The sequence below is a fragment of the Nocardiopsis sp. NPDC049922 genome, assembly GCF_040660275.1.
Taxonomy (GTDB): domain Bacteria; phylum Actinomycetota; class Actinomycetes; order Streptosporangiales; family Streptosporangiaceae; genus Nocardiopsis.
The window spans coordinates 24,468-45,852 of the sequence record NZ_JBFAME010000009.1; the positions used below are offsets into that span (position 1 = coordinate 24,468).

Genomic DNA, 21,385 nt, shown 5'->3' on the forward strand with positions numbered 1-21,385 from the left:
CGAACCGCCCACTCCCGCGGGCCGCGCACCTGCTTGCGTTCCGGGTTCATCGGAGGCGTCCTCCATCACACCCGGCACGAAACGGCCCCGCTACCCGATCCGGTGGACGCCGGACCTCACCGGCCGGATCCTTGGCGCGCGTCGTCCGCGGATCCATGGTCGGAGTGCGGGCGGAACCGCGGGTGCGCCGTGACGAACACCGCGACGACCGCCATGACGACCGTGCCGACGATGACCGGCAGCGGCGCCCACACACCGTAGAGTGCCGTCCCGGCGGTGGGCGCCACGACGAACGTGAGGCCGTTGGTGGCGCCGATCAGGCCCGCGAGGCCGCCCTGCTCGTCCCGGTCGACGAGGAGCGTGGGACCCGCGGTGTAGCCGGGGATCGCGATGCCCAGTCCGAGGCCGATGAGGAGGAGGGCGGCGAAGAGCGAGACCTCCCCGAGGTCGGGGACCAGCAGCGCGAAACCGGCCAGGGCGACAACGCCGCCGACGCGCAGCAACGTCGGTGGGCTCCACCCGCTACGGGGCACGAGACCGCCCTGGGCGACGACCATGCCCACCCCCGCGGTGAGGAGGGCTCCACCGGTGACCAGGCCGGTGGTCTCCGCGTCGAGTCCGAGCCTGTCCTGGACGATGAACCCCGTGACCACCTGGATGAAGCCGAGGGCGGTGAACATGCCGAACCCGGCGAACAGGAACGGCCAGACGCGGGGGTCGGTGGGACGGACGCGGGCGGGCTGCTCGATGAGCTCCGCACGGGATTCACGGCGCAGTCGGAAGGCGACGAGGACGAGGCCCAGGCCGAGCAGGACGGGCACGGCGACGAGGGGGGTGATCAGCCCGAACGCGGCCAGCACTCCGCCGACGACGGAACCGGCCACCATGGCGACGCCCTGCGCGGCGCCGATGCCCGCCATCCCCTTCACCCGGACCGCCTCGTCGTGGGTGACGTCGGCGATGTAGGCCTGAGCGGTCGGCGGGACGGCCGCGATGGCCGTGCCGAATCCGACACCGCGGAGCAGGACGAACAGGGCGAACAGCGCGCCTCCGGTCAGGACACCGCTCATACCGAGTTGGGCGAGGAGGGCGAACAGCGCCATCGTGACCGTCGCGAGTACGAAGGCGGCGACGAGCACGGGTTTGCGGCCCCACGACTGGGAGCGCCGCCCCCAGAACTGGCTCGTGGCCACGACCATGACGGCCGCCGCACTGATCGTCACCCCCACCTGCCACTCCGCGAGTCCGACCTCGCGTGAGAGCGGAGCGATGATCGGATTCAGTGTCATCTGCCCGAGGAAGATGAGGAAGACCGCGCCGAGCAGGAGGGGGATCTGGGGTTTCGGCGCGCTCGCGCCGTGGTCGGGGGTGGGGACCGAGCGGTGTGTGGCCATACCGTCCTTCTTCGGTTCACGGGCGGGGGCACGGGCGCGCCCGGTGGGGGTGTGGGGTGTGGGGTCGGCGCCGTTCGTCAGGGCCCCTCCCCCGGCGGCGCCAGTTCGCGTTCGATGCCGCTGAGGACGACGCGCAGCTTGCCGCGGAACCACGTGATCGGCTCCGCCTGGATCGCGCGCACCATCTCCGCGCGGATCACGGCACGCGTGTCGTCGGGGTCGTCCCCCGGATCCGTGCGCGCCCACTGTTCCTCGACCCGCCGCCTGGCTCCGTGGCGCACGTCCGTCCCTCCGGGGGCTGGGGACACCGCGTCGAGGGCCTCGACGCCGCGCCGGTTGTCGGCGGCGAGGTCGAACACGAGGTCCACGGCGAGCACCGCGTCGCGGGCCGTGAATCCGCGCGCCGTGAGAGCGGCGCCGACCCGGTCCGCGAGGTCCACCATGGTCGGGGGGATCACGCCGCGCGCCACCTCGGTGACGGCGCCGGGGTGGCGCTCCCACACACGCCAGGACGCCAGCGCCCAGCGCTCCAGCAGGTCGCGCCACGACCCGTCCAGTCCGGGCCACTCGGTGCGGCGCATCGCGAGGTCGACGCCGAGCCGCACGAGTTCGTCGCGGTCGGGCGCGTGCCGGTAGAGGGTCGCCTGCCCGACGCCGAGCCGGGCGGCGACCGCGGCGAAGGTCAGATCCGGGAACCCGACGGCGAGGACCGCCTCGGCGATCGCCTCCGCGTCGACCGCGGGCGGTCTGCCCGGGCCGCGCCGGGTCCGTCGACTCATCGCCACCGCCTCCACTGTAGGTGAGGCTTACCTTATCAGATTATGAGAGTGAACTATCTAATCTGTACGCGCGAACCTTCCCCCACCCCCGGCCGGGAGCGGTCAGTCCGCCTCGGCCCGGACGGACATGGGCAGAACACTCGTCCAGTGCGTCGTGACGTAGTCCAGGGCGGACGCGTGGTGCTCGGCGCTGCAGTCGGCGACGAGGAAGGGCTCGATTGGTGAGCAGCACGTCGTCGGCCCCGGGCACCAGGTGCGGGTCGATCGCGGTGTGCCGTTCGGCCGCCGTCATGCCCGGCCCCCAGAAGTCGAGCTCCAGGCCCCGCTGGCTCTGGGTCATCCCCCCGGGCTTGACCGTGTAGACCACGGGGACGCCCGCCCGGTGACACGCGTCGCGCAGGGCCCGGATGTGGGCGCGTACACCTGCCAGGGGCTGGGCGTCGGCGCGGTACGGGCTCAGGAAGTAGCTCTGCATGTCGTGGACCAGGAGGAACGCGCGCACCGGGTCGATGGTCCAAAGCGCCCGGTTGGCGGGCAGGTCGTCCGCCGCGGGCAGCGGGTAGGGATCGATCGTGGGAAGGGCCATCAGTCGTCCAATCGGGCCAGCGCCCGCCGCAGGTCGCGGCGGGAGACCTTGCCGACAGCCGTGGCGGGGAACTCCGCCACGACCTCGACGCGGTCGGGGATCTTGTAGGCGGCCAGTCCGCGCTCGCGCAGGAAGCGCAGGAGCTCACCGCGGGTGGGGGCCTGCTCTCGGGCGATGACGTAGACGCAGGAGCGTTCGCCCAGGTAGGGGTTGGGAACCGCGACCACGCAGGCGTCACGCACGGCCGGGTGGGCGAGGATGTGGTCCTCGACCTCGTCGGCGCTGATCTTCTCGCCGCCGCGGTTGATCTGGTCCTTGGCCCGCCCGGTGACGACGAGGTTGCCCGACGGGTGGCGGCGGACGATGTCGCCGGTCCGGTGGAAGCCGTCCTCGGTGAAGGCCCGCGCGTTGTGCCCGGCCGCGCGGTAGTACCCGCGGATGGTGTAGAGGCCGCGGGTGAGCAAGTGCCCAGGCTCGCCGTCGGCGACGGGCCGGTCGTGGTCGTCCACGATCCGGATCTCGTCGTGCGGGCTGATCGGCCGCCCCTGCGTGGTGGTGACCACGTCGTCGGGGTCGTCCGGCCTGGTGTAGTTGACCAGCCCCTCGGCCATGCCGAAGACCTGTTGGACCATCCCCGCGTGCGCGGGGAGCAGACTTGCCGACCTGGGCCTTTACTCTCCCCGGTAGCTCAAATCTGCAAGTTGCTGAAAATCAGACACAAGAAACAAAAATGAACAAAAACACACATAAAACCCCATCAGCCGCAAAACCCCACTCATCACCGGAGGACCCACCCACCCCCGATCGCCTCACATCATCCACGGAATGACAAGCTCGCGAGGTGCCATCGGACACCGCCGGCAGCCCGTGTGTGCTCCGTTCGTGCTCTTCAGTTCCGTACCGACACGACAGCCGACGGCTTCATGCGCCCCCAGGCGGCACGGCGGATCGGATGGGGTGACACGAAACGGTATATAGCGACACGCGACGGCACCAGATCACCGGACTTCTAACGATGGCCGCAGGTTCGAATCCTGCCGGGGGCGCCACAAAACCCCAGTTCAGGCGAGGTGCGCGAGTCGAACAGACGAGGTGCGAGGCCCGTCTGGGGGCGGACCTCGCGGAGCATTTTGCCATCCCGTGCCCTGCCCGGGGCGGCCCATGTCCGCCCACCAGCGCCCCGCCACAGCCGGTGGCAAACACGGCCCTGTACGGCCGCGTCCGCCCCGAACACCCCCGCCCCCTACCCCGGGGGGCCAACCAAACGCGTCAGCCGCCCACACGCGGCCTGTCCGCCAGTCACAACGCAGCCCGCTAAACCCCGCGATCGGTCCGTGGTGGAGCATCAGGCCGTGCGTAGACCCCGGCCGGTCCGATCACCAAGTGTCGACAGTCCTCCGCAGCGGTCTCAACGGCTTCTTCGATGTGAACGAGGAACAGTTGAAGCGCACCGATCTCCTGAGGGGTGTTCGGGAACAGTTCGCTGATGTCCTCCATGGCCCGCAGATGCTCGGCCAGGGTCGGCGGGTCCACGTGCAACACATACGGCGGATCCAGCCCACGGCCCCGCCAGCGGTGCAGAAGGACACCCTCCCGCGCGGGAGCTTCGTCGGCCGAGCCGTCGTCCAGGTTGAGCCGGTACACGAGTTCGGTGAACAGGCGTGTGTCGTCCATGAGCTCTCCAGCGCCTACCCGCGCCGAGGAAAGGCCGTGATGATGTTACGTGACTCATTGCTCACGGAGACCAGAGGTCGGTAGGTCCTGACGATGTTCGCGTCATCGTCTCAGATCTGCACTGGTGCCGCAAAAGCATAGGTGTCGTTCTTAGCCTCGCAGGAGACACTCTCGGGCGCGATAAGAATCTGGTCAATAGCAAAGTCGGCAAACGATCGCCAGTTATCTCCGATCTGGACGGCGACGTTGTTCCAGTCATCCATGTGCCTGTCCTTGATGTGTCGATATCCCCAGTTTCGTGAGCCGCATTTGAGGTAGGCGTATTGTCCGGACGGCCCTCCGTTCTTGGTGAAATTACGGACGAGCTTGTGATTGTCGTCCCGCACCCCGCAGGCCGCCCAAGTCTGGGAGCGCCCTGCGACGGCTGATACTCGACCTCGTTGATCTCTGCTTAGTAGTTCTCGACTGTGGTCCTTGGTGAAGCATGTGCAGCATGGGCTTGCGGCATCGAAGCAAGAAGAGCAAGAGCCATCAAGGCAGCAAGCACTGGGGATCTTCTTGAGCATGCGGACTCCTAGCATCCCACGCCTCATTGACAGAAGTACGCCACGTTCATTCCACGGTCCAACGGCAGGGAAACCATCTCCTCGAGGGCACAACCTTGCCCACATGAGAATATTTTCCGCCTGCGAGGAATCTTCCGACAGGCGACCATGATTGGGGATTTCTCCCCCGATTTCAGAAGAAAGCGGCGTCGAATTGACTACAGCGTCCAGCTCAATCCAGGGGACCTTCCATCCGATGGGATGACAACCCCGGGAACGAGAAAACCCCAGGCCAGCACGGGTGAGTCTCCCGCGCAGCCCGGGGCCGGAGGCGTTTTCTCGCTCCTGGTGTGCTCCCCAGTCCGGCTACCCCGCCACAGCTACGCGCGCACGGGCCTGAGCAGGGCCGCTGTCGCCTCAGCCGCCGCTTTGGCGACCTCGGGGAACACTGTCTGGTAGGTGTCCTGGGTGAAATGGGTAGTCGCGTGGCCCAGCTCGGTGGAGACGACCTTCACGTCCGCCCCCGCCGCCAGGGCGAGGGAGGCGGCCCCGTGGCGGAGCCCGTGTAGGTGGACCGGCGGGAGCCCTGCTGTTTTCACGATCCGGTTGATCCAGCGGGTCACCACCCCCGGATGCCACCCGGACCCGTCGGGCTGGGTGAACACCAACCCCGAGTCCGCCCACGCCTGCCCCGCCTGCAGGCGAGCTTCGTTCTGGAACCGCTTCCACGAGCGGAGTACCCGCACCGTGCCGGAGTCCAGAGTGATGGTCCTCCGTCCGGCCGCGCTCTTCGGGGTGGTCGTGATCGTCTTCCACCCCAAGGTGACGACCTGGGTACGGATGTCGACCTGACCATCGGTCAACCGGGTGTTGGACCAGGGCAACCCGACCGCCTCACCGCGCCGGAGCCCCTTGACGGCGATGAGGTGGAACATCGGGAACAACCACCGGTACTTGCCTGCGTGGGTCAGGTAGGTGATGGTCTGCTGAGGTGTCCACACCATCACCTCCCCCGGCACCACCCCGTCGATCTGCCACTGACGCACCCGCTCCGGTGTCCACACCAACGGCTTGCTGCGCGGACATGACGGCAACCGGCAGGTCCGGACGCCGCACCGCTTCGGAGAACGCGCTGCGCAACGTCGCCCTGATCCGGTGCTTGGTCGACAGCGAGATGACCCGCTGCCCCTTGACCGAGTCCCGCACCTTCGCGTTGTCGGACTCGCGGCACTCCAGGATCCGCTGGTTGTTCTCCTCGATCGCGGCGAACATCTCCTCCACCTGCCAGGACGTGAGCTTGTCCAGGCGTGTGGGCCCCAGGTGCGGCACGAGGTGGTTGCGGATGTGCCCCTCGTACGAGGCCCGGGTCTTGGGTGCCAGGTCGGGTTTGCCGTTCAACCATTCCTTGAGCCACTGGGCGACGACGGGGATCTTCTCGCGGGTGCGTGCCCCGGCCCCGATGCGGCGTTTGACCTCGACCGTCTCCGGCAACGGACGACGTGCCCGCAGGGCTTGCTGGATGAGGTCGGCGACCTGCGCCTCGATCTCGGGCTCGTCCTCGGCCAGGCGGATCAGCGCCTTGAGGTGATCGAGCTGGGCCTGGGCCTCTTCTTGGGAGGCCAGTCCGCCCCGGCGTGCCTGACGCCGCTTCCCCTCGCCAGTGCGGGGGAGTTCAAGTTGGAAGGCCCACTCGCCATGGCGGGGGTTCCACGCCCCGTCCTCACGGCGGGGTCTGTCAAGTTGAGGTGTGTAACTATCTCTGCTGGCCAGAGGCGTGTCGCGGTCAACCGGCCGTCGAAAGCCAGATCGAACGCGTTCAACGCCCGCTTCCAGCGACTGGTCCACTTCGCGCGCCCCGCCCCCATCGGATCCAGCGCCATCAACGCCGGATAGACACACTTGAGCGCGGCCTGCTCGCTGGGGAAATGCCCCCGAGCCTTGACCGCCCGCCGGATCCGGGCGTTGATCGACTCCACCGCGTTCGTGGTGCAGACGATCCGCCGGATCTCCACGTCGAAGGCCAGGAACGGCACCATCTCCGCCCACGCGCTCTCCCACAACCGCACGATCGCCGGATAGAGCTCACCCCAGTCGTCGCAGAACTCACCGAACCGCTCCAGGGCCGCCTCCTCGGTAAGGGCGGTGTAGACCGGCCGCAACCCAGCGGCGACCTTGCGCCGGTCGGTGTAGGAGGCATACCGGAAGCTGTTGCGCAGCAGGTGGACGATGCAGGTCTGCACCACCGTGCGCGGCCACACCGACTCCACCGCCTCGACCATGCCCTTGCCCCCGTCGGCCACCAGCATCAGCACGTCCGTCACGCCGCGGTTGCGCAGCTCGGTGAACACCTGCGCCCAGTACTTGGCGCCCTCGCCCCCGTCGCCGGCCCACAGACCCAGGATGTCGCGCTCGCCCTCGGCCGTGACGCCCAGGACCACGTAGACGGGCCGGTTGGCGACCTGGCCGTCACGGATCTTGACGTTGATCGCGTCGACGAACAGCACCGGGTAGACCGGGTCCAGGGGCCGGTTCTGCCACTCGGTCATCCGCTCCATGGCAGCCTCGGTGATGGCCGAGATCGTCTGCTTGGACACGTTGGCGTCATAGACCTCGTCCAGGTGGGCGCAGATCTCCCCGTGGGTCAGGCCGCGGGCCGACAGGGATAAGACGATGCCGTTGACCCCGGACAGCCGCCGCTGCCTCTTCTTGACGACCTGGGGCTCGAAGGAGCCGTCGCGGTCGCGGGGCACGTCGAGCTGGACCGGACCGGCTTCGGTGGTGACCGTCTTGGACCTGGTCCCGTTGCGAGCGTTGCCGTGCCCGTTCGTGGAGCGTTCGTGCTTGGCGTAGCCCAGGTGGGAGTCCATCTCGGCTTGCAGGACGTTCTCCAGGGTGGTCTTGGTCAGGCGGAACAGCAGCCCGTTCTCCCCGACCAGGTCGATGCCCTCGGCTTTGGCTTTGGCCACCAGCTCTTGGGCGAGTTCCTCGTCCGACCTGCCAGTATCCGCCTTGACCCGCGTCTAGTCACTCATGGTGAACCCCTACGCCCTTGGAGTTACACCCTTATCTTTACAGTCCCTTCTCATCCGGCGGCCACAGGTTCGAACCCCGCCGAGCACGCCACAAAACCCGTTCACATCCCTACTTGACGGTGACCAGGAGTTACCTACTTCTGCTGGGACCGCAGGTTGGAACCGGCCCTTGTGGATGCCCCGGTCTCCCCGCCCCTTGGTCTGGCCGGAGTCGCATGGCACCAGCCGCGCCGTCCCCTCCGCCGCATCTGGCAGCACGCTGGTGTAGGCGTCCGCGGTCAACGCGATGCTGACAGGACCCAGCGCCGCCCGCTCCACCTTCAACGCGTGCCCCTGCCCGGAGACCGAACCCAACGACTGGCCGACGCACGGGAGTGACGGGAGGCGAACCCGGCACGTCCGGGTCTCCATTACTCTCACCACGGAACCGCCCCCACCGTGGACACCCTGGCAGCGGCCACCCTTCCTTCAGGTTCACTGGCCGACCTCATACGACGCCCATGACCACACCGCCCTCGCCATCGTTGAAAGGCGTGTACACCAGGACCGCCCCGGGCCCCGCCAGCAACGCCAGGTCCACGAGGGAGTGCCGGTCATCGAGCCCCTCCAGTCCGACCAGGGGCACCGTTGTTGGCCGCGACCCATCCCACGGCAAGACGTCGACGCGCCAGTCCCAGTCCACCCTGGCAACGCGCACCACCGCGTCGTCCAAGTCGAGAGCCCCCAGCGCGGAGAGGCCCTGACCACGATAGTTGACGCCAGTTGACCGTAGGGTTTGCCCGGACCAGTCCGTCTCCTCGTAGCGCAGGGACGCGCAGTGCTCATCCTCGGCCACCGACTCGGCGCACCGCCAGCCCGTGTACGAACGGTCGGTGAACCCGGTCACAGCGCCCCTGTCCAGGAAGGGATCGCCCCCGTCGTACAGCGCGTCACCGGTCCCGGAGTCGACGACCAACCTGTTGGACTCCATCGTCACGGCAGACCCGTCCTCAGAGGCATCGAACCACGCCGACCTCGGCTCGTCCTGACCCGCGGCGTCAGAGACCGACCATGGATACTCCCGCCGCCACGCCTCCACGCCAGTGGCCGTGTCGATGCCCAGAAGGAGGCCGTGCATGTCCTGGCCCACACCGCAGGCCAAGGACAGGACCACCGTGCCCCCCGCCACCAGGGCCTGCCCCTCGTCGGGACGCAGGTGCCCGTCTGGCGAGGGAAAACAGCCTTCCTCCCCCGGGTGGCCCCAGCGCTCGGTGCCGTCGGCGCTCTGGAAGCCCACCAGGACGTTCTCTCCCCCGTCGCGGTTCAGGTAACCGTCCTCCTCCTCGGAGAGTCTCCCCATCGCCTGGGCTAGGAGCAGGGAGGACTCGGATCCGGCCAACTCGTCGGCCCCGGACAAGAGGACCTCACCGGTGGAGGCCGCCAACACGGCCCAGCCCCGCTCCGGGCCGTCTCCGTGGTGGCTGAGGTACACGCGCTCCCGGTCAGCGGACAGGTCAGCCCCGACCGTGGTCGATGGGTCACGGTAGGAATCGGCCGAGATACCCTCGGGACGGCGGTAGCGCCACCGTTCCTCTCCGGTGAGGGGGTCCAGGGCGACGACGCCGTCCGACAGTCGTACGATCCCGACCGTGTCCGTGGTCCACACGTCCAAGACACGCGTATTCTCCGGAGACTCCCACGTCCAGGCGTGCTCGCTGACTGTGCCGTCCTCCGGCGCGCGAGCCGGTAAGGCGTCTGCAGTACTGTGCACCACTAGGTGCTCGGCGAGCACCAGGCCACCCGCGCCCGTTCCCACCATCAACAGGAGCGCCGTACCTGCTGCGCCGACGACCGTCCACCGCTCCGGAGCCTGCGGCGCGGTCGTCCCCGTCGGCGGACCGGCCAGGGCGAGCACGATCCCCGCCAGCACGAACAGAGCGGACCCTACAAGGATGAGGAAAGGGCCGGGGTCGCTCAGAGGGGGCAGGACCAGGGTCGTGTACCGGCGGACGGAGGATGTGGCAGCGACCGCCATGAGCACGGCGGCGGAAAGCTGGACAGTGGTTCGGAGACCGTTCGTCTTGGTATCGGGCCACTGCCGACCGCGCCGCCAGGACACGTACAGGGCCGCCCCGGCCAGCCCAGCGGCGCTCCAGGAGCCAATGGACCACAAAAGGGTGGCCCCGACGGCGGCCGGTCCCCGTGCGAGGGTCACGCCCAGTGCCGCGCATAGCACACCGAGTGCCAGCAACAGAACACCGGACAGCGAGACGGCTGTCCGTGCCGGCGCAGCCAGTCGCATTCTCAGCCTCCGTACCGTTCATCTCCGCTCGTGGGCGTCCACTATGCCCCATGCGTGGCGCGGACTGCCCTAAAGGGTGTGGGCTATTGAGGGGGCTGCCTGAGCCCCCCGAGCACCAGCCATACGGTCCGCTCAGCCGCCTCCCGCGCAATCTGCAGTAACAAGCTGGATTCGGTGCCCGCGGTCAGCATGATGCCAATCGGGGACCAGGACCGCTTGCATCAGCGTCGATGTTCACCGCGAGATCGAGATCGACGACTTCTCAGTTCACGGGAGTGACGGGAGACGATCCCGACACACACCCCAACCACCATCACGACCAGGGCACGACACCTGAGGCTCCCCGAACTCGAGAGCGATCGCCAGGTCCTCACACAGCCCCGGCGATGCCTGATCGGTCACCAAGCCGACTTCCTGGAGCCCGCGTACCCACTCCAGGAGACCAAGGGACGCCAGCGATCCGGTTCACCACATGAGCCTCAGGAGGTACACGGGTGCACACCGTCACCTGAAGAGAACCAGCACCGACAGTACTCGTCGATACCCGTGCGACAACGATCGGCACAGCACCTGGCGAACGCTACCAAGCCCCGAGTTCAGCGTCGGTGGCGCCCCGCCAGAGCCCCGTCTCCTTGTCCTGGACGAGACACGGTTGCTGGAGTGTGCCCTCGACCCACCGGCGCATCCATTCAGTGAAGGTGAACCGCTCCGGGAACAGCATCACGTCCGGGTCGTCCTCGGGCGCCGGGTTGGGATCGATGGCCCACATCCCGCCGGACGGGTTGCGACAGTCGACCAGCGACTCGATGCCGCACCCCCAGTCACAGAGCGGCAGGAGCGACCCCGCCATCGGCCGCCATCCCCCGGGCCACTCCGCCTGTCGTTTGACGGCGTCCATGACGGAGTCGCCGTACTCCGAATCCCACAGTGGGAGCAGGCCGTGGCCGGGGCCGAAGCCCCCGTCACCGAGTTCGAGGTAGCAGCGTCGAAGCAGCGGCGGCAAAGGGCAGCCGAGGCGCTCCTCGCACTCGCGTACCGCCTCCTCCGGGACAGGCGCCAACGGCGGCAACGGTTCAAGCCACCCCGCGACGAGGGCGGTGTCGTACTCCGGAGTGCCTCTGAAATACACCGTCTGCGTCTGCCACGCTCGTCGGCCAGCACGACGCTGGACCCCACCACCGCTGTCGACTCCCGACAGGCCGAGCCGGTGATCGAGGTACTCACCGGAAAGCACCCGTGCACGCACGGCCTCGAACACCACATCGTCATCATTTGCCACACGCCCAGTGTGCCCGCCGCTCGCGACAAAACCACCCGTCCCTTGACCACCCCGAAAACCGTTGATGGCCGAACGCCGCGGGCAGGGTCACCGACCGCCAACCCGGTTGCCCTGTCCCACGCCCTCAGTACCCGTGTCCTTCGCGCCACGGCCCGGGCAGAGCGTCGCCGCCTGGGATGCCCTACCGCCCCGGCGGACACATACGCCGCGACTGTGGTGAAATGATCACCCATCATAAACTTGACGACTCTCCGGTTCTGTTCCGAAGTACGGGAAGAGCGCCACGGGAATGAAGGGAAACGATCCCGGCATACCCGTAACCTCGGATGCAGAGCGACTCCGCTCAGACCGGTACCGCTCAGGGCAGGGCATGGAAGGTGAACAAGGGTGCACCCAACTCTTGAACAGCGATACCGTTCGCGGTGACCCGTGCCAAGGGGACGGCCTTCGGGTTGTGCGGTCTGGTCACGACACCGTCGACGTCCACCACGGCCCCGGAATCGAGGTGCAGGCGGCCGTTGAGGCTGTACCGGCGCATGGAACAACTGGCCATGAAGAGTTCGTCCTCGATGATGGAGACAACCTCACCGTCCGACGCACGCACCACAGCAGCCCTTCGCTCGAAGGTCTCACTGTCCAGGCCGACGAAATACCCGCCGAACCCGTGGTGGCTCGGCACCCCGTAGGCTCTCGCCCTCCAGTCCACACAGTCACCCAAGGTGGTGCCCACGACGGGTTCCCCCTCGACCAAGGGTCCGGTGCCCTCGGAGTCCCACAGTTGGGAGCCGTCCGGCCCGTAGGCGGTCACCTTGTACTTCTCGTGCTGTTCTCTCGTATCGTCGTCCCTCAGACGACCGAAGGCCACCACAGTGATGCCGTCAGCGTGCAGGAGCGAGCTGACACGGCGCTCCTCCTGGAGGGGGACGGCGGCCAGGAGGTCGCCCGAGTCCACGGCGTAACTGGCAAAGCCGCGGTCGGACCAGACGCTGGCGCGCCCGTCAGCGAGGAGTGCCCGGTCCGGGGCGGCCATCGCGTCGAATTCGGTGTCTTCGCCGTCCAAAGTCAGTCGCGTGATGAGACGCGCGTCGGCGGCGTCGTACAGGCCCCAGTGGTGGCCGTCGTCGGAATCCCTGGCCAGGAACCGCGTGGGTTCGTACGAATCGGACACCACGTCCCAGAGACCCTGGCCACACCAGCTGAAGTTACCGGTAGCCGCCTCGTAGCCGACGGTGAGTCCACGGGAGCCTGACCCTTCGGGGGCGCGGTACTCGGCGATCACGGTCCCGCCGACCTGGTGGACACGGTCCAGGTGCTGCGTGTGCCTCAGATCGTCGTACAGGGCCGAGCGGGCCGAGCGGAGTCGGTCCGGAACCACGTGCCACAGGACCCGACCGTCAGCGACGGCGCGTACCGCGAACCCCCCCTCAACTCCGCGAGGCATGACGACGACGGTGTCCCCGTGCCCGGAGACCAGGTACTCGTCCTCCGGACTGGTCCATTGGGCCGGTCCCACCAGGTGGTCGGGGTCGGTGTCTCCGGACGGGGCGGTCGCGTCCTCCCACCTGGAGCCGCCCCCGCTGGTCGCGGACGGACGCAAGCAGTCCAGAGCCCGCTGGGCCGGGGCAAGGTTCAGAGGGGTGACCAGCCCCGCCAGGAGTAGGACACCCACACCGGCGGCCAACCAACGCAGACGCCCGCGCGATTCCAGACGGTGATAAGGGTGGTCAGTCAGCCAGCCCCAGACCGGGATCCGAAACAGGGTCAGCGCGGCGACGGAGGCCAGTACCGGACCGACCCAGTCCGCGGGGGCCGCGAGAAACCAGGCGGCAATCAAAACGGCCAGCATGACCAGGTCCCACAAGACCAGTGCGATCCCCGGGAGGCGCAACGGGCACCACGGGAGGTCGAACGGACTCAGGAACAGCACACACAACAGGGCGACGACGGCGGTGGCCGCCATGGCCACAGGCGCTACCACGAGGGGCGACAGGGCCCAGTACACAGTGAACGGTGTGGCCAGGCGCAGCACCCACCAGGGAAGGGACACCCAACGAGATTGGGTGGGAGAGGTTTCCACGGGCTACTTCCTTCTGGGGGACACAGGTAGCGACCAAGGAGGAAGCCTAACAAGGAGGGTGAAATCGGGTTCCACGAGACTGCACCTGGAGTACCCCAAGGTTGCCGAACACAGACCCAGCCCAACGGCCGCGCGACGAGAACCTCACGAGGTGCTATCGGACGCCGCCAGCCGCCGTTTCGTGCTCCGTTCGTGCTCTTCAGTTCCGTACTGGCACGACACTAGGCGGCACAACACGAACTCAGACGGCACAATGGATCGGATGGGGCACCATGAAACGGTAAGCAGCGACACGTGACGGTACGTGAAAATCGCTTCTAATCCGATGACCGTAGGTTCGAATCCTGCCGGGTGCGCCGCAAAATCCCGGTTCAGACGGGATTCGGCGCCTCAGCTTAGGCTCGGCACCGTGCTGATGGGTCCAGGGTGGGCCCAAGCCCCGACGCCCCCTACGTGCTCGCGCACACCGACGAACCCTCCCGGAATCACGCAGCACCAGCCACGCCGTCCGCTCCGCCGCCTCCCAAGCCACCTCCGGCAGCACACTGGCGTAGGTGTCCGCGGTCAGCACGATGCTCGCATGCCCCAGCATCGCCTGTACCACTTTCAGCTCCACACCCGCCGCCAACACCAACGTCGCCGCCCCGTGCCGTAGATCGTGCAAGCGCACCGGCGGTAGCCCACTCTCCGTGTTCAACTCGCGGAACAGGCGCGACACACGCTCCGGAGCCAACGGGCCTCCACGCGTCCCGGTGAACACGAACTCGCGCGGATTCCACTCCTGCCCGCTTTCCTCGCCCTCCTGCTGTTGGTGCCACTGGTGACGGCGCAGCACCCCGGTCGTGGTGTGGTCCAAGGCCACCATGCGGCGGCTCGCCGCGCTCTTGGGCGACAACTCCACCAACCCACCCCGGTTGGACTGAAGCTGACGCGCGATACGGACCGTGCCCCTGATCAGGTCGAGGTCCTCCCACCGCAAGCCCACGACCTCACCGCGACACAGCCCCGTCAACCCCACCAGGTGGAACAACGCGTACAACCGATGATCCAAGACGAAGTCCAGGAACAGGCGGGTCTGCTCCACCGTCCACACCGCCACCGCAGGCCGCACCCCGCCATGGCGCCACTCGGCCACGGCCTGGTCGGTCCACACCACCGGCCGCGCACCCGCCCCGGGCTCCAACCGCAACCCCTGAGCGGGATTCGAAGGGAGCAGATGCTCGCGTACCGCGGTGTTCAACGCCGCCCTCAGCGTGGCCCGCACCCGCTGCACCGTCACCAGGAAAGGAGAACTCCTCCGGCTGTGGTGTGGTGGGAGATCGCATCGAACACCTCCTGCACCCGGCCGGGAGTCAGCTCGTCCAACAACACACCGCCCAGACACGGGTTGAGGAAGCGGTCGATGTGCTCGGCGTACCCGTTCCGGGTGCGCGGACGCAACCGGGTCCGAGCGTCCGACCAGTACCGGAGCCACTCGGCCACCGTCCGCACCGCCGGATCCGTCTCGACTGCTTCGATGCCCTGGGCTCGGCGCAAGGCCATGCGTGCGGCCTCCCGGGAGGCGAACCCACCACGACGCACCCGACACCGCTCCCCCGGCAGATGTCCCAGATCGACCGTGAAGTACCAACTCCCGTGCCCCCGCCGCCTCAGCCCCGGACACGCCCGCTCACCGACACCAGTGGCGCGGCACCCGCATCACTTGTACACCGCGCCAGACCCGGACATCACCGTCACCCCCGAGCCCAGTCTCAACCCAAGCATTGGCGGTCAGAGAAGGCGGGCTCTGGGAGGCGATCCCCGCACACATCCCGCATCAACTCGTCAGTAATCGCCGCTGGCGAACCACACAAGCATGAATACGCCGATCAGAACAAAAATGAACGGGATGACGAGTGCGACCGCGCACACCAGCGCCGCGCCACGGGCCGCCCACCCACGGCACAACGTCAAGACGAACACTGCCAGGACCCCCTCCAGAAGGAACACGCCCATGTGGACGGCCCTCCCCCCGGTCTCCGCCTGAGCCTGGACACACATCAACAGGAAAACTGCCATCAGGCCTAGGGGAAAACCCGCGGACCAGGCCCTGACAGAAGTGGTAGGCGACCGGATCCTGTTTCCAAGGAATCCCAGTATCGTGCCCGTGATAAGCGCTACAAGGGTCCAAGCCCCGTACACCAACACGTTGTAGTCGTCGACCGCCAAGCGGACTGCTACCAGGTGCCCAACGACGGCGGACAAGCACGTGATCGAACCAGCAACGGTTGCCAACCAGGGACGGACCGCCATCCATCCAAGGAGCACCGGCGGCGTGACGTAGAGCCCAACGGACCATTCCAGGAACGGCAGCCCCTCGGAGTTGAGGCCGTCGACGAACACGCCAAGTACACCGCACCCGAAGCCCACCAGCAGGGACAGAAACAACCCCACACGCCGATCCAGGAAGTCCCGGGTAGCGGAAGGAGGTCCTTCCGCCGAGAGGTCCTGCCCAGTCGCTCGTCTGATCCAGGAAGAAAATACAGGCGTGGATTCCGTGCTCACCGGCCGGTTCCCCCTGTCAGGACATCGCCCAGATAGTCGAGCGTCTCCGGGTCCTCGAAGTACCCACTGTGGCCTGTGTCCGCTTCGGGGTCGAGCCTGTGGCCGAGCTCCTCGCCGGGGTTGTTCGGATCCTCGAAGAACTCATCGTTGTCCAGAGGGGTGCCGAATCCCTCGATGACGATGCCGAACCGATCTCTGGCATCCTCGATCCAGTCATCGTCCCCCTGGATGACGTGCACGTTGTCCTCTTCGACGGACAGATCGCCGATGTGGTCGACACTCGCGTCGGCGCCGCCGACGAAGACCAGTGAGTCGGCGTCCAGCCCACCACCGATTTGGGGATTGGCTGCGGCACCCGCGATATAGGCTCCAAAGCTGTGCCCGATCACGGTGTTGTGCGAAGGCACATCGCCCTGATGTGTAGCACGCAGTCCTTCCTGGAACGAGACGAGGGCTGTGGCCCCATTCGTTGAATCCCACTCCCCGAACGGCGGGGCGTCATAGCCCGTCCAAACGATCGACGCGTGCTCACCGTTCGGATCGCTCTCGGTCATCTGGGTGTAGAGCTCCTCGGAGCGTGCGATCGGTTCCTGCATGGTGCCCATGTCGTTGAACATAGCGGGGACCATCGTGGAAACATTGGCCGCAGTGTCGGGGTTGCCGGTGGAGATGGCTGCCTGCCCACCGCTGGAGGCATCGGGGTCGAAGTAGATGAGGAACTTGTTGTCGTCACCTTCGATCGCGTCCCGGATTTCCCGCAGGTTCGCGAGCTCGAACGGATTGTTCGCGACTCCGGGGGAGGCGAGATGTTCGATCTGTTCCTCCAGATACGCACGGTTCAGCTCGTCCCTGACGACTACAGGGACGCCGTCAAGGTTTCTCAACTCGTCCGGGTACTCCTGCGCCAGATGGTCCTGTTGGTTGGGGGCGAGCGTCCACCACCAGTCCGCGATCTCCTCGGCCGACCAGTCGTCCTGAGGTTCGAACTCAACCTCGGGGTTGGTCTGACCGCCGAACAGGAAGATCTCCCTGCCCGTCATCAGGCCCGCGTCCTCGATCCGCTGCCAAGAGCCCGTGGTCGGACCGTTGGTCAGGGCCGACTTGGCGTCGTCGGTCGCGTCGTCCAGATCCGACCTGGCCCGGGAGTGCTCCGCCAACAGGGCGTCGCGGACGGTCTGCAGGTACTGCTCCTCCGCTGTCTCCTGGGTCACACCCTGGGCTGTCAGGGTGTCGGCGCCGAACTCGTCGATGCGGCCAAGCGCCGCGCTAACCAGGAGAACGTTTTTCTGGTAGCCGGTGTTTTCCAACGTCAGAACGGACGTGTTCGACTTCCCACGAATGCGAGCAGAAAGCATCATCCTTCTCTTTTTCCAGCATTAGGCACTGCGACCAGGTACGATGCATAGCGGATAGTGATTCCCCGTCGCCATACTCGCTTGGCCAGTTCTGGACAGGCAGGGGCTATCTGAAACAGGACAATGGCAGGAGGGAAGCGTCTCAGTGGTGGGGGCTCCCCCACCTCGCGAGGTGCCATCGGACGCCACCAACCGGCCGTGTGTGCTCCGTTCGTGCTCTTCAGTTCCGTACTGACACGACACCCGGCGGCATCATCCGGCCCCAGACGGCACGGCGGATCGGATGGGGTGGCACAAAACGGTACGTAGCGACACGTGGCGTTACGTAACCAGACTTCTAATCCGATGGTCGCAGGTTCGAATACTGCCGGGTGCGCCACAAAGCCCCAGGTCACAACCTGATCTGGCTAGAGCCTGACGAGGTCGTCCTGTCAATGGGTCCAGGGTGGGACCGGTCCTCTGCTCACGCCCCGTGCTCGCGCGCCGACGGGCCCTTCCGGAGTCGCTTCACACCAGAGAGACAGCACATTCACCTGTCTACGGCGCCACCTCCGGCGGAACGATGCCGGCGGCCCCAACATCACCCTCGGCGTGCACCCCAGGATCGAGAGTGACGGCGGCCCGGCTCACGGGAGTGGCGGGAGGCGACCCCGGCAACGCTCACCGCAGCCCCATCCAACGCGAAGCACGTATTCCACACCGCAACCGGCACCCCCACCCCAGACCCACCTCAGACCACTACCGTCCAGGCTCCTCACTCCAGGCGCGAGCGTCCAAGGCCAAGTCACCGTCGCCCACCATCAGGGTCTCCCGCCCGTCTTCGTCCTTGTCGATGCGAACACCCCCGAACCCGTCGAACGCCGCGGCCCGTACCCGAAGGCGAAAGGGATCGTCCGCCCGCAGAACCCGCATCCGCCACGGAGCGCCCGCGTCCTCGGCGGGCACGGCCAGGTGGGCCATGGTCGATGCCTCACGTCGGGAGCCCCGTTCGGTGTGCGCGGCGGTGTAGGACACCATCCGCAGCCCCGCCCGCTCCAAGCCGTCCGTGACCCGACGGTCGGGCGCGGGTGCGGGCGGGGCAGCCCCTTCCTTGATGAGGTCTTCGCGCGCCCCGCGCGCCAACTCCCTGGCATCGGGAACACCCTTGAGCAGCACTCCCCAGTCCGGAACCAGGTCGGGCCCGCCGCGTCGGAGCCAGACGGTGACCAGGGTGCGGAAAGCCGCTTCGCGCTGCTGTCGGGGAAGAGCGCCCGCCGCCAGGATGTCTCCTCCGGCCCCTTGGAGGGCACGGCAGTACGCCTGCACCGGGACGTGTGCCACCTCCCGTGGGAAACGCACCGAACGTATGCGCAGCATGGACCAGAGCACGAAGAACGCCGCGCCCTGAACCGAGCCCTCCAACTCTCCCACCTTCGGTGGATCCGGACGTCGAGCCTTGTCCTGACGGGGCGGGACCTGCGCGTCGGCCCTGCGACCGGCATCCGACAGGTGCCAGCAACCATCATCCAGGCGGATCGACGCCTCCCGTGCCCGCAGGACCCCGTGCGCTCCCAGACCGATCACGACCCCTCCCGGGGTGGACTCCAGACGTGCCCCGGGCGGCGCGCCGGTGTCGATGTCGGCCTCGGTCACACCGTCCAGGTGCACGTGGAGTGCGCAGGGAGCCGAGGCGTTCTCGCCCGGATCGTAGGAGCGCACCAGGTCCAGGATGAGGAAGCCCGAGAGCCGGGTACCGGTCCGTTCCAGATCCAGGTGGCGGACAGTGGCCTCGTCCAGAACGTAGTCGGCCGCCAGATCGGCCAGTGCCTCGGGCGTCCACCGAAAGTACACCGGGCGGACCACGCCCCGGTAGTCGCGGTAGGGGGTGTTGCGGAGCTCAGGTGCGGACCGGATGAGCGTGTCGATCCGGTGTCCAGCGACCGCGGCCTGCTCCACCATCCACTGCCGACGCGTCGGTCTGAGCCGGGCCATCCATTCCAGCGCGGCGCGGGCACGCCGCTCCCGCGACCAGGTGGAGGGGCCGGTCGCGGCCCAGAACAAGGGGTAGGTGGTGTTGTCCCACACATCGGAGACAGCCCTGATGGTCTCGCGGTCGAAGGTGCGCGCGTCACGAGCGGCGTCGGCGATCTGGGAGAGTGAGCGATCCAGTAGGGTGCCCAACGCTGCCAGGGCCGGGCCGGGCGGTTCAGGGGATCGAGAGCTCATGCCCGAAACCCTGACACACGATCACGAACCGCCCCCACGCACCCGGTGCATGTGTCTCGCGAGGTGCCATCGGACACCGCGAGCGCCCGGTTCGAGCTCTTCAGTTCCGTACTGACACGACACCAGGCGGCATCCCACGGCCCCAGACGGCACGACGGATCGGATGGGGTGACACGAAAGGACACGAGAAGGCACCTTCTCATCCGACGGCCGCAGGTTCGAATCTGCCGGGTGCGCCACAAAACCACAAGTCAAACGGGCTGCGGCACCTCACCTCAAAGGACGCACCGCGCCGGTGGATCCAGGGTGGGACCAACACCAGACCCCGTCAACCACTCCGTCCTCTCACATGCCGACGCCCCTCCCCGCGTCCCCGAGCACCAGGCACGCGATCCGCTCGACCAACTGCCCTACCACCTCCGGTAGCACAATGCCGACCGACCCCCGCAGCATGTTCGAGGTGTGCCCCCAGATCGAAAACGATGACTACCCGGCTCACGGGGGTGACGGGAGGCGATCCTGACACACACCACACCAGGCACGAAACAGTCACACGATTTCGGCGGAGACAACCTTCACGTCCCTCCCCGTCCAAGGTCCCGTGCCGGGTGGAACCGCTCGGAGGGCAGCTCCCTCGGGAGGCTCGAACACGACGGTGGCCCCGGGTGCCCCAGACTGGGTAGCGACCACCGCACCGGGGAGGGTTGTCACGCTGATGTCCTCCCGGCGACCGGTGGGGGTCCGTGTTGGGAATCCGGAAGCCCAGAGGAGGTCGCCGTGCGCGATTCCGAGACCGATCACGTCATGGCCCTCGTCCGCCTCCCGCTCGAAGACGGTGAACACACCGCCGAACTCCCGTAGGGTGCTCATCAACTCGCTGTCCCCGACGAACAGCTCCCTCGATCCGGGATCCGAGTGGCCCCGACCCCAGAGCACCGTTCCGTCGGAATCCAGAGCGAAGAAGTCGACCACGTACTCCCGCCGTCCTCCGTCGATGGCGGCCACAGTCGTCTCCTCGCCCAGAACCACCTGGGCCACAACGGGTCCCGCCGGTCGGGAACCTCCTGCTCGTCAGGCGCCTGAGGCAGGTCGAATTCCTTGTGGAACAGCAGCCGCCGTCGGTGGCGTCGAAGACGGACAGCCGGGGACCGAACCAGGTGGCCAGCTGACCGTGGCCCACCGCGGGGAACGGGGAACCCTCGGGCGACACGTCCCGGAACCGATCCACCTCCTCCTGGGTAAGGTCGTCGAAACCCGCCTCAACGACGCCTATGTCGGCCACGACCTCGCCCGAGAGCGCTCCGCGTTCTGCCGGTCCGTCAGAGCCGTGCCAACATCGGGTAGACACCACAACTGACGCCCTGTCGCGATGTCCACCCCGATCACGGCCCGGCCACCGCATGCGCCGTCGCGCGATTCCCCCTCCTCGGGCTCCAGCAGAAGAGTGCTGTCGATCGCGTGGACGAGGTCGGTGAGCAGTGTAGGCCCTGCAGGGCTGCCGGGACCGTATCCGAACGCCTCCGCCGTACCGCAGTCCAGCGTCCACAGCACCCGCCCTTCCCGGGCGTCGTACACAGCCAGGGAGTGGATGTTCCACAGAACCACGTGTTCCTCGGTACCGGTGACGGCGCCCC

16 protein-coding genes and 2 pseudogenes are annotated in these 21,385 nt (G+C 67.4%); all 18 read right to left on the minus strand.

Annotated features, from left to right (window positions below; genetic code table 11):
- Window positions 1-116 precede the first annotated feature (116 nt).
- Complete coding sequence (locus AB0I72_RS17580) at window positions 117-1,394, minus strand: MFS transporter (RefSeq protein ID WP_358569327.1); 1,278 nt, start codon at window positions 1,392-1,394, stop codon at window positions 117-119.
- A gap of 77 nt (window positions 1,395-1,471) precedes the next feature.
- Window positions 1,472-2,173, minus strand: coding sequence for a helix-turn-helix domain-containing protein (locus AB0I72_RS17585; protein WP_358569330.1), 702 nt, complete (start codon window positions 2,171-2,173; stop codon window positions 1,472-1,474).
- Between the two features lie 40 nt (window positions 2,174-2,213).
- Window positions 2,214-2,759 (minus strand): isochorismatase family protein, encoded by a 546-nt coding sequence (locus AB0I72_RS17590; protein ID WP_358569333.1) that lies wholly within the window; start codon window positions 2,757-2,759, stop codon window positions 2,214-2,216.
- A pseudogene (locus tag AB0I72_RS17595) lies at window positions 2,759-3,388 on the minus strand (AMP-binding protein); the annotation flags it as partial. The gene AB0I72_RS17590 and the pseudogene AB0I72_RS17595, both read right to left, overlap by 1 nt.
- 685 nt (window positions 3,389-4,073) lie before the next feature.
- The gene (locus tag AB0I72_RS17600; protein ID WP_358569336.1) at window positions 4,074-4,433 is read right to left on the minus strand and encodes a hypothetical protein; all 360 of its coding nucleotides are present in this window, start codon (window positions 4,431-4,433) and stop codon (window positions 4,074-4,076) included.
- Window positions 4,434-4,543: 110 nt separating this feature from the next.
- Complete coding sequence (locus tag AB0I72_RS17605; RefSeq protein WP_358569339.1) at window positions 4,544-4,696, minus strand: hypothetical protein; 153 nt, start codon at window positions 4,694-4,696, stop codon at window positions 4,544-4,546.
- Between the two features lie 662 nt (window positions 4,697-5,358).
- Entirely contained in the window at window positions 5,359-5,913 is a 555-nt protein-coding gene (locus tag AB0I72_RS17610; protein ID WP_358569342.1) for a site-specific integrase, read from the minus strand.
- A complete protein-coding gene (locus AB0I72_RS17615) occupies window positions 5,873-6,469 on the minus strand; it encodes an N-terminal phage integrase SAM-like domain-containing protein (protein ID WP_358569345.1) in 597 nt (198 codons plus the stop codon). The genes AB0I72_RS17610 and AB0I72_RS17615 overlap by 41 nt, the downstream gene beginning before the upstream one ends.
- A 305-nt stretch (window positions 6,470-6,774) precedes the next feature.
- Window positions 6,775-7,947, minus strand: a pseudogene (locus AB0I72_RS17620) (IS256 family transposase); the annotation flags it as partial.
- Between the two features lie 550 nt (window positions 7,948-8,497).
- On the minus strand, window positions 8,498-10,024 hold the full coding sequence (locus AB0I72_RS17625) for a PQQ-binding-like beta-propeller repeat protein (protein WP_358569348.1): 1,527 nt from the start codon (window positions 10,022-10,024) through the stop codon (window positions 8,498-8,500).
- 847 nt (window positions 10,025-10,871) lie between these two features.
- Complete coding sequence (locus AB0I72_RS17630; RefSeq protein ID WP_358569351.1) at window positions 10,872-11,570, minus strand: SMI1/KNR4 family protein; 699 nt, start codon at window positions 11,568-11,570, stop codon at window positions 10,872-10,874.
- Between the two features lie 358 nt (window positions 11,571-11,928).
- The gene (locus AB0I72_RS17635) at window positions 11,929-13,617 is read right to left on the minus strand and encodes a hypothetical protein (protein ID WP_358569354.1); all 1,689 of its coding nucleotides are present in this window, start codon (window positions 13,615-13,617) and stop codon (window positions 11,929-11,931) included.
- Window positions 13,618-13,888: 271 nt separating this feature from the next.
- Window positions 13,889-14,926, minus strand: coding sequence for a site-specific integrase (locus AB0I72_RS17640; protein WP_358569357.1), 1,038 nt, complete (start codon window positions 14,924-14,926; stop codon window positions 13,889-13,891).
- Window positions 14,923-15,189: a hypothetical protein gene (locus AB0I72_RS17645; protein ID WP_358569360.1), complete on the minus strand. Its 267-nt coding sequence runs from the start codon at window positions 15,187-15,189 to the stop codon at window positions 14,923-14,925. The genes AB0I72_RS17640 and AB0I72_RS17645 overlap by 4 nt, the downstream gene beginning before the upstream one ends.
- Before the next feature lie 282 nt (window positions 15,190-15,471).
- Window positions 15,472-16,080, minus strand: a complete 609-nt coding sequence (locus AB0I72_RS17650; protein ID WP_358569363.1) for a DUF6518 family protein — start codon at window positions 16,078-16,080, stop codon at window positions 15,472-15,474.
- A 107-nt stretch (window positions 16,081-16,187) separates the two neighbouring features.
- On the minus strand, window positions 16,188-17,549 hold the full coding sequence (locus AB0I72_RS17655; protein ID WP_358569366.1) for an alpha/beta hydrolase: 1,362 nt from the start codon (window positions 17,547-17,549) through the stop codon (window positions 16,188-16,190).
- Window positions 17,550-18,284: 735 nt separating this feature from the next.
- Window positions 18,285-19,751 (minus strand): hypothetical protein, encoded by a 1,467-nt coding sequence (locus tag AB0I72_RS17660; RefSeq protein ID WP_358569369.1) that lies wholly within the window; start codon window positions 19,749-19,751, stop codon window positions 18,285-18,287.
- Between the two features lie 549 nt (window positions 19,752-20,300).
- Complete coding sequence (locus AB0I72_RS17665) at window positions 20,301-20,756, minus strand: hypothetical protein (RefSeq protein WP_358569372.1); 456 nt, start codon at window positions 20,754-20,756, stop codon at window positions 20,301-20,303.
- Window positions 20,757-21,385: the final 629 nt, after the last annotated feature.

Bases quoted from the DNA above. Each gene is read 5' to 3' on its own strand.
- AB0I72_RS17590 (WP_358569333.1), bottom strand. From the start codon at position 2,759: ATGGCCCTTCCCACGATCGATCCCTACCCGCTGCCCGCGGCGGACGAC.
- AB0I72_RS17625 (WP_358569348.1), bottom strand. From the start codon at position 10,024: ATGGCGGTCGCTGCCACATCCTCCGTCCGCCGGTACACGACCCTGGTC.
- AB0I72_RS17585 (WP_358569330.1), bottom strand. From the start codon at position 2,173: ATGAGTCGACGGACCCGGCGCGGCCCGGGCAGACCGCCCGCGGTCGAC.
- AB0I72_RS17580 (WP_358569327.1), bottom strand. From the start codon at position 1,394: ATGGCCACACACCGCTCGGTCCCCACCCCCGACCACGGCGCGAGCGCG.
- AB0I72_RS17645 (WP_358569360.1), bottom strand. From the start codon at position 15,189: ATGGCCTTGCGCCGAGCCCAGGGCATCGAAGCAGTCGAGACGGATCCG.
- AB0I72_RS17610 (WP_358569342.1), bottom strand. From the start codon at position 5,913: ATGTTCCACCTCATCGCCGTCAAGGGGCTCCGGCGCGGTGAGGCGGTC.
- AB0I72_RS17660 (WP_358569369.1), bottom strand. From the start codon at position 19,751: ATGAGCTCTCGATCCCCTGAACCGCCCGGCCCGGCCCTGGCAGCGTTG.
- AB0I72_RS17655 (WP_358569366.1), bottom strand. From the start codon at position 17,549: ATGATGCTTTCTGCTCGCATTCGTGGGAAGTCGAACACGTCCGTTCTG.
- AB0I72_RS17605 (WP_358569339.1), bottom strand. From the start codon at position 4,696: ATGGATGACTGGAACAACGTCGCCGTCCAGATCGGAGATAACTGGCGA.
- AB0I72_RS17600 (WP_358569336.1), bottom strand. From the start codon at position 4,433: ATGGACGACACACGCCTGTTCACCGAACTCGTGTACCGGCTCAACCTG.